Origin of the sequence: Peribacillus sp. Bi134 (assembly GCF_918698065.1) — a bacterium.
Classification (GTDB): domain Bacteria; phylum Bacillota; class Bacilli; order Bacillales; family DSM-1321; genus Peribacillus.
Map to the genome: position 1 here is coordinate 321,703 of NZ_CAKKLN010000008.1, position 14,157 is coordinate 335,859.

Consider the following 14,157-nt stretch of genomic DNA (forward strand, 5'->3'; position numbering starts at 1 on the left):
TTTTTTTGAACTACCTGCTATACTACTAGATGAAAGTAAGTTATAAAATTTGCTAATGATTCGGGTTATAGTAATTGACTATCATTTTAAGGATGAGGGAATATAATGTCACCAAAAATAAAATCTTCAAGAAAAATAGCTAGATATTCACTAATTATCATGGGGGCAGGTTATATTGCAACCACTCCATTTCAAGGTTCATTGCCGTTAGATTTATTACATGGAGGGTTTGAGGCTGGTTTAGTCGGCGGATTGGCAGATTGGTTTGCAGTCACTGCATTATTCCGCCATCCGCTTGGATTACCGATCCCCCATACAGCGCTTTTGCCCAACAATCGTAAAAGAATGACAAATGCACTTGTTTCGATGTTAAAAAACGACTGGCTTTCTAAGGAAAGCATTCAGGACAAAGTAAAACATATTCCTTTTACTGAAAAATTGATCCCTATTTTAGTAAAAGAGATTCAAAGTGAGACTTTTAGAAAAGTCCTGATTAAATTAATCAAGCAAATGATTGGTTATATAGATATAGAAAAGATTACACCTTTCGTTGCTAAAAAAATTAAAATATCACTTTCTAACATAGACATGAGCAAGATTCTACATTTAGTAAGTTCACAGTTACTTAACGAAGAGTTTGATAAAAAGGCTTTGGATCATGTTTTGAAAAAAGCTGAAGATTGGTTAGGAAAAAAAGAAACCAGTCACCGACTTGGCACTGTTTCCATGGATGTACTCAGTAAGATTGAACTGGAAGGTATGCTTCAGTTCGCCGTTAAATCCATTCAAAGTCTACTTAACGAAGAGAAACTTGGGAATATCATACAAAACCTGTTATTAAGTGTTGTAAATAATTTACAAAACGAGAAAGAACCAAATAGAGAGGCTTTAATCTTATATATCAGGAAAGAGATACAAGGCATTAACCATAACCGGGAATTGTTAGAAGGAGTTGAAAAATGGAAAAAACAACTTCTGACAAAATGGGAGCCTGAGGCGACAATAAAGGGAACTCTACAACAAATTCAACAAGAAGCATTGGATTTCGTCGAAGATGAACATTTCATGGATGCTTATCTGACTCCAATGATTCATCACGTACTGGACAACATAAAAGAAAATAGCACGCACATCGATCATTGGATACAGAAACAAATTACTGTTCTCATTGAAAATAATCATACGCAGATCGGCAATCTTGTACAAGAAAATTTAGATAAGCTAGACAACGAAACGCTGATTGATATGATGGAAAATGGTGTAGGAAAAGATTTACAATGGATTCGTGTGAACGGAGCGGTCTGTGGTTTTATAATAGGACTTATCTTAACAGGTGCACAGGCTCTGCTTAAGCTATTATAATCCAGGCACCTTTGCCGACATTGTAACGGAAGAATACTGTCATTACTAAATCAACTGGGGCGATCTCTTGCCTTTAGTTTATACCCTCATAAAAAAGGCCCTTAACCTCAAGGGCTTTTTAACGGGGAAATTAATCTAACGAATAGGGCTTCCTCTCTTCGATTATCTCCACTTCATCCCATTCCACATATTTGGAGTACATATATTTATCTGTTCTTTCAAACCCCATCTTTTTGGCAAGTTCAGTGTTTGTTGTATCCAACAATACTTTTCCAGTTTTTCTTTCTTCAGATGCTGGAAACATCTCGCCTTTATATATTGCCTTCGAATTTATCTTAAATAAATTTTCTACCTCTTCTACAGAAACATTTTTTATATAAATATTTTCATCTAAATGTCTGAAACCTTGAGATAGATCAGCATATTTATTACTTATTAACCTTATAGACTTATGTTTCAGTGGAATAAAAACTATACTCACTACCATTATGTATTGCATACTTTCCTTTCCTTTTCTTATCATAGGTACCTCCATTTTCAAACTTTATCAAGCATTGAATAATTCTCTATTTATTTTTTCAGCTTTATGTAATTCTCCTAATAACGGATTTAGATAGTCATTATAACTATCCATATAAGCCCTTACGCCGCCAATAATATTTAATTCTCTTATATCTCCATTATTTTCCATTACATCCAATGCGTCCTTATATCTTTTATATATAAGTTGTAACACGCCCCTTGTAATTTCATTATAATAATCATTTTCAAGATTATTTATCACAACTTTTATTTGATCGATTAACTGCTTTTTCTTATCCATTAATTTCATCTTCCTATCTACTCGCCTACAAAGGAGACCTTTAACAAAACAGTGCCAAAGCTCATTAGGGGGATAGTACAATAAATATAATCGCGTTTGAAATGAAGAAATTAATCTAATGAATAAGGCTTCCTCTCCTCGATTATCTCAACTTCATCCCATTTTACAGATTTAGAGTACATATATTTATCTGTCCGTTCAAAACCCATCCTTTTAGCAAGTTCAGTGTTTGTTGTATCCAACAATACTTTTCCAGTTTTTCTTTCTTCAGATGCTGGAAAGATCTCTCCCTTATATACAGCATAGGGATTAATAGAATATAAGTCTTTAACTTCATTTACACCTACTATTTTCGTGTAAATATTTTTTTATAATAAGTAAAACCATTGTCCATTTCATTTTTATCATTACTAATTAATTCAATAGCTTCTACTAAATCAGATTCTATGAATCTATACTCTTTACCATTATAGATCGTATACTCACCTTTTCTTAGCATTTTCCCACTCACTCCATTATTTAATTTCCCATCACCCAATTCAAACTGCTTGCTTTCCGTTTAACATCGCATAAACTGGACTCTGGACATAAAAAAACTCCTATAAAGGAATTTTATAGGAGTTTTTTTGTTTATATTGGGGATTTACATCAAGCCCCATACTTTTCTTTAATGGCTTTATCTGCACAAAAACTATGGAATTGGTTGATTAATTCATCAATATCTTCTTTTCTGATGATTTTCTCAAGCCATTCTTTAGGAATGTCGTCCATTTTATAGTACATACCTGCCATTGTCCCTGTAATGGCACCTACTGTATCCGTATCATCCCCTAGATTCACTGCTTTTAAAACGGCATCGCTAAACGAATTTGAAGTTCCTAAGCACCAAATAGCTGCTTCCAACGTATGAACGACATAACCATCTGACTGAATTTCTTCTTGTGGTAATGAAAAGAAATCTTCCTCAAAAATCCTTGAATAGGATTGCAGCTCTTTTTGGTATATATGATCTTTCTCAAAATTCTCATCAAAAAGTTTTTTTGTTTGTCTTATTGCATCTTCAGGAGAATTATTATAATAAAGTCTAAGTAAAAACTCGACATAAATAATGGAACCTACCACAGAACGCGGATGTGCATGTGTTACTTCCGTATACTTTTTAATGGTTTGAATTTTTTCAATGAAATTAAAGTTATTAATAAGGATAAATGCTACTGGAGCGATCCTCATCAACGCCCCATTTCCATTATCAAACATGGCATTTCCGCCACATTCTGGCGCTGGGGCTCCATTTTTAAACTTGATTATGGCTTCACTGGTCGTTCTGCCAATATCGAACATTTCATGATGTGGTGTCCAATAACCAGATTCCATATACTGAACGAATTTTTGCATGAGCTCCGCTGAATCGCTTTTTTCAATTAAGTTTTCAATTAAACATAAAGTTAACGAAGTATCATCCGACCAGGTGCCTGGCGGCTGATTATAGGTTCCATATCCCGATATATCATTAATAGTGAAAGTCCCTCTTTTTTTAAATTCAACAGGAACACCCAGCATGTCTCCGATAATACCGCCATACATACTCGGTAATAATCTTTTCTTAATGGCTAAACTCATAAAAATCTTGTTATCGTCTTCCCATCTGTCTACCATTCTTCTGCCTGTCATTCTTTACACCTACTTTTTATTTAAGTCTAATACAAGATGCAGCTTACCATACGCATCCTCATTGGCTTCTTTGATAAGTAATTCTTGACCAGCATTTAAAAGTAACTCGGCCTCATCAGGAAATTCACTAATTTTCCCAACATAAGCAGCGTTCGCTCCTTTTGGAACATTTATAGTCCAAGAAACCTGTTTATAATCAAATGATGACTCTTTTACAATCGCAGTACTCACAAATGCTTCATCCTTAAAAGTCTTTCCTATTAATGAACCCAAATCTATATTACCATGGTCGTCTATTTTTAAAATACTTTCTAATGGCGTGAGGTCAGTTCCTCTAAAGACCTGCATATCATGTGGAACTGCTGCTTTATTCAGGCCACTTTTAATATCATCAATAACCTGCTTATCTATTCCATATAAAGAATTTTCAATTCCTCTCAAATATTTATTAATATATTGGTAATCATTTCCTGTGTATTGTTTAATAGCTACCTTTTCTCTTTCGGTCAAGGAATCTAACCACTTAGAGTAGTACGCTTCTCCCCATTCATGAGCTTCGGGTATATTACTAAATGTAGGGGTTGCTTCACTGGCCCCACCTCTAACACTAAATTTCTGCACGAGCTCCTTCACTTTTACTGAATCGGTTTCAAGTCCAACCATATTATGCCCAGCAGGTTGAAGGGACGGTCTGAGAACAGGCATTTTGATTTCACCTATAGCCCGGCCAGCCGCTTTCCCATGGGAAACGGCAATATCCTTAAAGGTTTTTGTTTCATTGGCAATGAAGCGGCCGGTTGTTTTAGCAACCTGCCCGGTGGCTTTGCCCACCTTTATCACATTTTCATATGTGGCTTTGCCCATACCGCTGATGATGGCTTGAACCTTCTGAACCTGATTTTGTGCAAATTCCTTGCTGTAAGGGACGAACTTTGTACCACTCGCTACTTTATCAGCGACCTTTGCCGCACCTGCCACACCGCCGATGCCAAGTGCCATCAACAGCCCGTTCTGGCGCTGTTCCTCGGTTAGCTGGTTGCCGAACATGTCTTTACCTGTGGCCGCTTCACCAAGGCCGTTGGCTGCGAGGAGTCCGTATATCCCGTATTCGGTTTTCTGGAGGAGGCTAAAGCCTTTTGTCGTTTTATAGGCATCGAGCGCGTGGTCCGCTGCGTTGAGCCCTTTGGCCGTTTTGTAGATGGCGCTGCCGCCCTTGATGGCCCTGCCGGCCCAGCCGACGACGGGGATGAATCCAGCGGCTGCCATGGCGCCGGCGGCGATTCGTTCGGCATCGGACAGCTTGCGGCCCGTTACTGGATCGACTCCGGTTGAGGCCCTGATAGAATCATAGTATCCCGTGAATTCCCCTGTAAAGGTTTTTGTCGTATCCCAGGCTTTTTCATACCATGGGCGGTTTTCGAGTTCTTCCATTTCCTGTTCGATTTTCCGGGCTTCGGCTTGCTGCTTTTTGAAGGTTTGATAGTCTTTCATCTGACCGGCGACTTCATCCTTCACTTGATAGACGTCACTGCTCTTGAATGCCGATTGATCGAACGTCATCGGCGAAACGCTGCCGTCCTGTTTGGTGGCATCAAGCAAGGCACGGAAGAGGCCAACGGCCACGTTTTCCTGTCCAACGGACACATCATATTCCTCGACCAATTGCCGGTCGACATTCTCGACCTTTGTCACGGTGTCATCCAGTCTATGTCCGGCCAGCGTGATTTTTTCATTAAAGTCCTTTTGATCGAACATATCAAGAGGCAGGATATCGTCAATGCTGTTCAGGATTCTTTGGAGGTCGTTCGCTTGCTCATCGACAAGCGATTTCGCTTGGTTGATGCCGTTTGACACTTCGCCGTCTAAAAAGGGAACCTCGACCACCGTATTTCCGGAGAGGTCCGCCTCTTCCAGGGTGGCCGGTATGCCTTCCAAAAAACTGATTTGGGTCGTGAATAGTTCCATCCAGGCGTCCGCCACCTCGATTTGTGCTTCATAGAAGCTTTTGATGGCGGCAGCACCGGCTCCCTGAAACTCGTTATCCAGGCCGACGATGCCCTGAAATTCCTTTTTCAGGGCTGTGACTTCCTTCTTTAGTTCTTCATATTGCTTGGCGCGCGACTTGGTTGCGGCCGTCAATGTCTCGGCTTCATATATCTTCATCGCTGATACCCATGTGAAGACGTATGGGCGATGGCTTCATCCTGTTCTTTTAATAAGTCAATGTTGGCACGGGTATCTTCCACATTTTTCTGGACGATTTTGATATATTGCTCGAAGACCTTCTCCAGGTTCGTTTCGCGGTCGATCCATTTCGAGGTGAATTCCAATTTATTATTGCCAAGCTCGCCTGCCGGCAAATTTCCAAGCGTGACTGTACCAAGTGCCGTCTTCACCTGATCGACTTGCTTCGTTACGGCAGGATGATTCAGTTTGATTGTCGTCATTAAAACAACCACCCTTTTAAATATGATATTTTGCTTTCCAATTGATCTATGACGGCTTCTCCTTTGCCTAAAAGAACATCCGCTTCATGTGCTATCGTACCTGCTGCACTCAGAGCCTTTTTCTCTATATTAAGTATCATGATTTTACCGTCGATTTTCTCTTGATAGTCGTCATAATCATCATGAATGATCGTTGACATTGCCTTGTATGCATCAATACGGGCATCTTGAAAGTCTTCTGCACGGTTTCCCGTCCAGCTTTTTGCCAAGTCCGGATTTTTAATTTTAGCGATTTCCCCAAGACAAGCATTCTGTTCTACTTTGATTTGACTTTTTGCATGCTCCAAACGGTTGATTTTTTCATTCACATCGGACATTTTACTGGAAAGGGCTGAGTGTATTTCACTCAATGAATTTGCATACACTTAAAAAATCACCTCAAACATACTATTCTCATTATGTAGACTGTCATATTTTTCATAATTTTTATTATAAGGATTATAGTCTTAGAGTTAAATAGGGATAAATAAGCTATTTATGCTAGGTGTTTAGGGAATTCATCCCACACGCACCAATTACAGCTTAGACTTTTCACCCCTGATTTTCCATTTTTAAACATAAAAAGAGAGTGCAGGCTGCACCCTCTGAATATTTACAGCATTATTTGAATTCCTTTTCGTCAAATAAATGCGGAACTTTCACCTTTTTCCCTTTTTTATGATTGAGATCAGGTTTTTTAGCTTCGATTTTAGCTTGGTCATATACAGCGGTACCGACAATTTCAGCAACATCCTGAAGCTTTTCTTTTGAGATTTTATCAATGGTATCATCAGGGGTATGATACCAAGGCTCTGATGGACTGTGGATGAATAAAGCAGCGGGTATCCCAGCCTCAGCAAAGGATACATGGTCACTTCTCCCGCCTTGTCCATATGGAGTCGGCTCACCATTCAATCTTGTACTTGATGCCTGGGCCAGCTCGGTTACAAGGTTCATTTCTCCATCATTAGTCAATATGACCAAATCTCCGGCATCCTTGCTTCCCACCATATCGAGATTGAAGTTGGCAATGGTCCGCTTGATATCATCATCAGGGAGATTGCTCACATAATGCTGTGAACCCAGCAATCCATTTTCCTCTGCCCCAAAGGTGACGAAACGAATTTCCGTATCTGTAGGAAGATTCTTCAGAACACGTGCAAGTTCAAGGGTGACGGATGTTCCTGATGCATCATCATTCGCTCCGGGTGCTCCTGCGACGGAATCATGATGGCCAGTAATATAAATGATATCGTTCTTTTTTGCTTTATTGCTCTTTGTTGCCTTTTTCGTAGCCACTACATTATAAGAGGTTTTTTCTCCGGAATAAGCTCCTTCAATTTTTAATGATGCTGTCAATTTAACTCCAGCATTCAGTTTTTCCAGAAGTGCTTCTCCATCCTTTTTGGTTATCGTGACGGATGGAATATACTTGTCATTATCCTCTCCGAGTGTCCCGTTTAATTCCCCTTCTGCATTATTGAATAGGATGACTCCCGCTGCCCCTTTTTCTGCTGCATTCAATACTTTCTCTGCAAAAGTGAGGCTGCCTCTTTGTATAAGGGCAATCTTCCCTGCAACATCGGTTTCCCCAAGCTCTTCTTTCGTTCCTAAACCGGCATATACCACTTCACCGGATAGGTCCCCATTAACTGAATAGGTTAAATTGTTCGCTTGGATTTCCCCATCGAATCCAGCAACGGATAGCTCGACCAGATTTGGATCTGTATAAGATAAAAAATTGAACTCTTCAATATCGGCTTTATAGCCATAAGATTTGAACTGCTTTTTGATGAATTGGACGGCTTTATACTCAGAATCCGAACCGGCCACCCGAGGTGTTTGTGAGAGGTATTCAATATTCTTGTAGATTTTATCGGCATCGATTCTTTTAATGACTTGCTTGTCCGTGGATGGCGCGGATAGCACCGGCGATGAATGTGGCGCTGCTAATGCGGTTGTTGTCCCGGCTGTCCCGAGTGTCAATGCTGCGATTAAGGTTACCGACAGAAATTGTTTTTTCATAGATTGCCTCCCAGTTTAATAGATTCCTCCATAATTTTACAATATATAGAAAATACTAACTAGGTAGGTTTATCCCTATTCATGCATGTCTAAAGTACCTAATTTACAAATTCAAGAAATTAACAGGAGGTTTGATTCGTGCCGAAAGTTCTATATCAATCGATATTTTGTCATATTATATAAAAATACCTGTAATCCAAACAGGATTTTCGCTCTTTTTCGGGAAAATAATACAGAAGAGATAGAATTTCTACAGGGAGAAGGCGCAAAGATGTCGATAACTAAATTCGTGATGCCGGAAGTGATTTTTGGAAAAGGTTCGATTGAACAAGCTGGCGAGGCCTGCTTGCGGCTGGGTGCCAAAAAGGCGCTGATCGTAAGCGATTCCGGGGTGGCCAATGCTGGCTGGTTAGATAAAGTCATTGAATCCTGCCAAGATGCAGGACTTGCTTTTGCTACCTTCATTGAAATGACGACCAATCCGAAGGACAGGGAGATCGAGGCCGGCTGTTTGGCATTTAAAGAACAAGAATGTGATGCCATCATCGGGTTGGGTGGAGGCAGTGCTTTGGATGTTGCCAAAGGGGTTGCCCTTTTAGTAACGAATGGCGGCATCATCAGTGATTATGAAGGTGTTGATAAAGTCCACTCTCCCCTCCCGCCCATGGTGATGATCATGACCACTGCAGGATCGGGTTCGGAAGTATCCCAGTTTTCGGTGATCGTCGATTCATTCCGCGAGAAAAAAATGACGATCATTTCAAAATCACTCGTTCCCGATATTGCAATAGTCGATCCTGGTACCTTAACCACCTTGGGACCGGATTTGACAGCAGCTACGGGAATGGATGTTTTAACACACGCCATTGAATCCTATGTTTCAATCGCTGCGACACCTTTGACAGATGTACAAGCTAAAAACGCGCTTTCCATCGTTTCCCGCCACTTACGCCCCTCTGTTGCATCCAGGCATAATGAGGAAGCAAAAAAAGCGATGGCGATGGCGAGCCTGCAGGCTGGACTGGCTTTTTCCAATGCCATTTTGGGAGCTGCCCATGCCATTTCACATGCCCTAGGCGGCAAGTACCTCCTTCCACATGGTGAAATCAATGCGATACTCCTTCCCCATGTCATGGATTTCAATCGAATTGCCTCACCAAGGCGATTCAGCGAGATTGCCGACATCATGGGCATCGATACACGGGCATTGACCGAGCAGCAAGCAGGAATGGCAGCCATTAGCTTTGTAAGGGAATTATCACAGGATATAGGGGCTCCCAAGAGTTTAAGTGATGTCGGCATTACGAAAGAAATGATAGATCCCATTGGGATGACCGCTCTTGAGGATGCCTGCATGATCACAAATCCTCGTGATATGTCATTAGAACAGATAAATCAGCTGCTTCTTACAGCCCTATAAGAGGTGAAAAGCATGAACAAACTTGAAATGATAGATTTAATGACAGGCGTTAAATCTTCAAAGAAAACGTATTACACGGAACTAAAGAAAACCGTGGATCAGCTGAAGAAAAAAAATATGCAGCTTGAAATCATGAATGACATCACTAAAAATATGAATATGGACATCGACATCCAAGAGATTCTCCGAAATGTTATTGCAAAACTTAAGCAGCTCATTACCTTCGATGACAGTCATTTTGTCATATTGTATGAGGAAGAACCTGCCCTGCTCCACATCTGCCCTAATGGTCACTGCGAACTTGAGCTGGATCCCAAAAACTTGTTACACCCTTTTCAGGATTTCTCATCAGCCCTGAAGGACAAACAGCCGATTCAGGTGGAAGTTAAACGGTTACCCGAATTCCCAGAAAAGGAACGTCTATTATCCCTTGAAATCGAATCACTTCTATTAGTCCCTTTATACGGAAAAAGTAAAAAAATCGGAATTTGGACTTTCGGCAGGAAGAAAAAGAAAACATGGCATGAAGATGAACTCGAATTTCTTGAGCAACTATCCAACCAGCTTGCGTTAACTTTGGAGAATGCCCAGCTTTATAAGGAAATTCTTCATTCCAAACAGGAGTGGGAGGATACATTCAAGGCAGTTGAGGATATGATCATCGTCTTTGATCACAAAGGAACGGTCTATCAATCCAATGATTCAGCCAGGGACTTTTCCGACCTGCTTGCTTTAATTGTAAAATCCCAATCTTTGATTCAAGATACCTTTACGTGTAATAAGCCAGGGTTTCAGGAAATTCTCCTTCAGCATGATACCATCTTGGAAATGCATGCTTACCCGATTCAGAATAAGGAGCATCAAGTATATGGGGTCATTGCTTATTATAAAAATGTCACCGAAAGAAGACAGATGGAAGTCCAGCTATTGCATGCCGGGAAACTTGGGGCGATTGGTGAAATGGCAGCAGGGATTGCCCATGAATTGAATAGCCCATTAACGGCCATTCTTGGTAACTCGCAAATTTTACTACGGAAAACCCCACAGGACAATCTGGATTATATGCTATTGGACGATATCAAGATTTGCGGAGACCGATGCAGGCAAATAGTGAAAAGCCTGCTTACCTTTTCAAGGCAGGATGAGTATAGATTTCACTATTACTCTATTAACGAAGCCATTCACCAGGTTCTGAACCTATTGAAGTTCCAACTTGGGAAGAAGCAAATCTCCCTCCATCTTACCCTTCAGGAAGACCTTCCTTTCATAAAGGGCAGCCAGCCGCAGATAGAACAGATCATCATCAACTTGCTATTGAATGCCAAGGACGCATTGGATGAGTCCGCCCAAACGGAAAAATCAATTGCGATCACTACCTATACAGAAAACAAGTTCATGGTGGTTCAGGTGACTGATAACGGAACGGGGATTGAAAAAGAACGCCTGCCCTTCATATTCCATCCCTTTCATACGACTAAGGACCGTGAAAAAGGTACAGGTTTGGGGCTGTCTGTAAGCCTCGGCATCGCCAAAGACCATGGCGGAAAGATCGACGTATTGAGCACGCCAGGACAAGGAAGCACTTTTTTCCTGAGGCTTCCCTTACAAGGAGAGGAAAGGGGATGATAAGGTGGTTCATTTACTTGTGGTAGACGATGAGAAAGAGGTTGGGACTTTTCTATCCCGCCTTTTTACGATGAAAGGTTACCTCGTACAAGTTGTGAATAGCGGCAAGGAGTTTCATGAGATCGATTGGAATCAGCAGCGTTTTGATGTCGCAATGATAGATTTGAAGCTTCCGGATTGTGATGGACTTTCCCTCCTGCAGCATCTAAAACAACTGCAGCCACGTTGCAAGGTACTGATCATGACCGGATACAGCACCGTCAAGACCGCTGTTGATGCAATGAAGCTCGGCGCGAGTGATTACATGGAAAAACCCTTCGTGGATATTGAAGTACTGGAAAGGCAGATTGACAACCTATTAAATGAAAATGAAGCTTTGAATCAGCATTTCATTCATAAGCTAGCCGAGGATTCAGGACTCATTGTCGGAGAAAGTCCTTTAATGAAGAATTTGATTGAAACGGCTTTCAAGGTGGCCCAAAAATCCGTCAATGTATTAATTGAAGGAGAAACCGGAAGCGGAAAAGAAGTGCTTTCCCGCTTCATCCACATTGCCAGCCCCCGGAACCATGAACCTTTTATCGGCATCAATTGCGGAGCGATTTCTGAATCCCTGCTGGAAAGCGAATTATTCGGTCATGAAAAGGGCGCTTTCACAGGAGCGACCCAGCTGCGAAAGGGTTTTTTCGAAATTGCAGGGAACGGGACGCTTTTCCTTGATGAAATTGCGGATGCGTGTCCCGCCATTCAAGTCAAATTGCTTCGGGTTTTGGAAACACGGGAATTCATGCGGGTTGGCAGCAGCGGGACATTACGGACGAACGCCCGGTTAGTGGCGGCGTCCAATGAAAATCTGCAGCAGGCCGTGGATAAGAATAAATTTCGGGAAGACCTATTTTACCGACTGAACGTCGTGACTCTGGATATCCCGCCATTAAGGAGCCGAAAAGAGGATATTCCCTTGCTTGTCCGTCACTTGATTGAGAGAAATGGTCATGGAGATATTTCATTTTCCAATGAAGCCATTGAAAAATTACAGCAATACAACTGGCCAGGCAACATACGCGAACTTTCTAATGTGGTCATGCGCACGCTAACTCTTGCAGACAATAAGTCGGTAATAACCGCCAATGATATCTCTCTATCCAACAGCCAGATCACCACTGACAAAAATGTGTCCCTTAATGAGATTCAGTCAACAGAAAACCTTCTTGAAGAGTGGCGAAAAAGACTGGTGGCCGATTTTAATGAGAAGGATGAACTGATGCTTGAAGAAATCCTTACGGAAATCAAACAGCTTCAATCGACAATTGGAAAGGAGCTCGTCATGCAGGCACTGCAAAAAACCTACGGCAACCGGAATGAAGCTGCCAAACGCTTGCAAATATCCATAAGGAAATTGCGCTATATATTAAATGAGAAGAGCCAGACATAATAAAAAGGAGGGTGCCCCGTTCCAGGGCTTCCTCCTCTGTTACTATTCTAGCGTCAATACGATGCGTCCGTTGATTTCTCCCTTTTCCATCATTGAAAACACGTCATTGATTTCATCAAGCTTTCTTGTTTCAATATTCGTTCTGACTTTACCCTCAGCCGCAAATTGAACAGCTTCCTGTAGATCTTTTCTCGTCCCGACGATGGAACCTTTTACAGTTACCCCATTTAACACTGTATCAAAAATCGGGATTGGAAGTTCATCATTCGGCAATCCGACTACGACAAGTGTGCCTCCCCTCTTGACAGAACTGTAAGCCTGTTCGAATGCTTTTTTCGTAACCGCTACAGAAATGGATGCCTGCACACCGCCAACTTTATCCTTTATGGCCTGTACAGGATCTGTCTTAAGCCCATTAACCGTGTAATCCGCCCCCAGTTCCGTTGCCAGATCAAGCTTATCATCTTGAATATCGACAGCAATGACATTAAAGCCCATCGCTTTCGCGTATTGCAGGGCAACATGTCCCAATCCGCCAATTCCATAAACCGCTACCCAATCACCAGGTTTTGCTTCTGATACCTTAAGCGCTTTATACGTCGTTACACCTGCACAGAAAATCGGCGATACCTCCGCAAAGTCAAGCCCTTCAGGAACCTTCACCACATATTTGGCAGGTGCTTTACAATATTCCGCATACCCGCCGTCCACGGAATAGCCTGCATTCAATTGATCCAAGCAAAGCGTCTCCCTGCCAGTCAGACAATATTCACAATCGCCACAGGCTGAATAAAGCCAAGGGATCCCAACACGGTCACCCACTTTCAAGGAAGTTACGCCTTCTGCCACCTTTTCTATAATGCCCACACCCTCATGTCCGGGGATAAGCGGAAGCTTGGGTTTTACCGGCCAATCACCATGTACCGCATGTAGATCGGTATGACACACGCCACAGGCTTTAATTTTCACTAATATCTCACCATACTCCAATTCCGGAATGGGCACTTCTTTAATCTCAAGTTTTTGGTTAAATTCATTGACGACCGCCGCTTTCATTGTCTTGACCTGTTGTTTTGCATTTACAGTGCTTGCCCCTTGTTTTACATTCATGATTCATATTCCTCCCTTAATTCAGTGGATATTATTTCTTGCTACTACTTAAACTTGCACTACTGCACTACTTAAAATAGATGCAAGTGCCATGCCACTGCAAAAAGGCCAATAAGACAGCAATCACAAAAAAAGTGCCGAAAAATCGGCCCATTTGGACGAATTAACGGCTCAAGTTGGACGAAATCCGGTTTGTATA

The 14,157-nt window shown here is 41.5% G+C and carries 13 protein-coding genes; 4 read left to right on the forward strand and 9 right to left on the reverse strand.

The features are described from left to right. Positions 1-105: 105 nt before the first annotated feature. Positions 106-1,362 carry a DUF445 domain-containing protein gene (locus tag LQ188_RS19865; RefSeq protein WP_230177918.1) on the forward strand — a complete coding sequence of 419 codons (1,257 nt, stop codon included), beginning with the start codon at positions 106-108 and terminating at the stop codon, positions 1,360-1,362. A gap of 130 nt (positions 1,363-1,492) precedes the next feature. Here LQ188_RS19865 and LQ188_RS19870 read toward each other — a convergent pair whose 3' ends face one another. The 8 genes from LQ188_RS19870 to LQ188_RS19905 all read right to left on the reverse strand — a co-directional run bounded on the left by LQ188_RS19870 (position 1,493) and on the right by LQ188_RS19905 (position 8,367). Further along, positions 1,493-1,885 carry a hypothetical protein gene (locus tag LQ188_RS19870; RefSeq protein WP_230177920.1) on the reverse strand — a complete coding sequence of 131 codons (393 nt, stop codon included), beginning with the start codon at positions 1,883-1,885 and terminating at the stop codon, positions 1,493-1,495. 24 nt (positions 1,886-1,909) lie between these two features. Beyond that, complete coding sequence (locus LQ188_RS19875) at positions 1,910-2,185, reverse strand: hypothetical protein (protein WP_230177922.1); 276 nt, start codon at positions 2,183-2,185, stop codon at positions 1,910-1,912. A gap of 346 nt (positions 2,186-2,531) precedes the next feature. Beyond that, positions 2,532-2,723 (reverse strand): hypothetical protein, encoded by a 192-nt coding sequence (locus LQ188_RS19880; RefSeq protein ID WP_230177924.1) that lies wholly within the window; start codon positions 2,721-2,723, stop codon positions 2,532-2,534. Positions 2,724-2,833: 110 nt separating this feature from the next. After that, entirely contained in the window at positions 2,834-3,856 is a 1,023-nt protein-coding gene (locus LQ188_RS19885; RefSeq protein WP_230177925.1) for an ADP-ribosylglycohydrolase family protein, read from the reverse strand. A gap of 9 nt (positions 3,857-3,865) precedes the next feature. Beyond that, entirely contained in the window at positions 3,866-6,019 is a 2,154-nt protein-coding gene (locus tag LQ188_RS19890; RefSeq protein ID WP_230177926.1) for an ADP-ribosyltransferase, read from the reverse strand. Continuing rightward, entirely contained in the window at positions 6,016-6,303 is a 288-nt protein-coding gene (locus tag LQ188_RS19895; protein ID WP_034306007.1) for a YwqI/YxiC family protein, read from the reverse strand. Before LQ188_RS19895 ends, LQ188_RS19890 begins: the two co-directional genes overlap by 4 nt. Further along, a complete protein-coding gene (locus LQ188_RS19900; protein ID WP_230177927.1) occupies positions 6,303-6,728 on the reverse strand; it encodes a DUF5082 family protein in 426 nt (141 codons plus the stop codon). The genes LQ188_RS19895 and LQ188_RS19900 overlap by 1 nt, the downstream gene beginning before the upstream one ends. A 235-nt stretch (positions 6,729-6,963) precedes the next feature. Beyond that, the gene (locus LQ188_RS19905) at positions 6,964-8,367 is read right to left on the reverse strand and encodes a M28 family peptidase (RefSeq protein ID WP_101224978.1); all 1,404 of its coding nucleotides are present in this window, start codon (positions 8,365-8,367) and stop codon (positions 6,964-6,966) included. Positions 8,368-8,638: 271 nt separating this feature from the next. Here LQ188_RS19905 and LQ188_RS19910 point away from each other — a divergent pair, with 271 nt between their 5' ends. The 3 genes from LQ188_RS19910 to LQ188_RS19920 are packed head-to-tail and all read left to right on the forward strand — an operon-like array spanning position 8,639 to position 12,848. Next, positions 8,639-9,787, forward strand: a complete 1,149-nt coding sequence (locus tag LQ188_RS19910) for an iron-containing alcohol dehydrogenase (protein WP_230177928.1) — start codon at positions 8,639-8,641, stop codon at positions 9,785-9,787. A 12-nt stretch (positions 9,788-9,799) separates the two neighbouring features. Next, positions 9,800-11,413: a sensor histidine kinase gene (locus LQ188_RS19915; RefSeq protein WP_230177929.1), complete on the forward strand. Its 1,614-nt coding sequence runs from the start codon at positions 9,800-9,802 to the stop codon at positions 11,411-11,413. A gap of 4 nt (positions 11,414-11,417) precedes the next feature. Then, a complete protein-coding gene (locus tag LQ188_RS19920) occupies positions 11,418-12,848 on the forward strand; it encodes a sigma-54 dependent transcriptional regulator (protein ID WP_230177930.1) in 1,431 nt (476 codons plus the stop codon). A 42-nt stretch (positions 12,849-12,890) separates the two neighbouring features. Here the strand turns inward: LQ188_RS19920 and adhP are convergent, their stop codons facing one another. Continuing rightward, positions 12,891-13,904, reverse strand: coding sequence for an alcohol dehydrogenase AdhP (gene adhP, locus LQ188_RS19925; RefSeq protein ID WP_063235775.1), 1,014 nt, complete (start codon positions 13,902-13,904; stop codon positions 12,891-12,893). Positions 13,905-14,157: the final 253 nt, after the last annotated feature.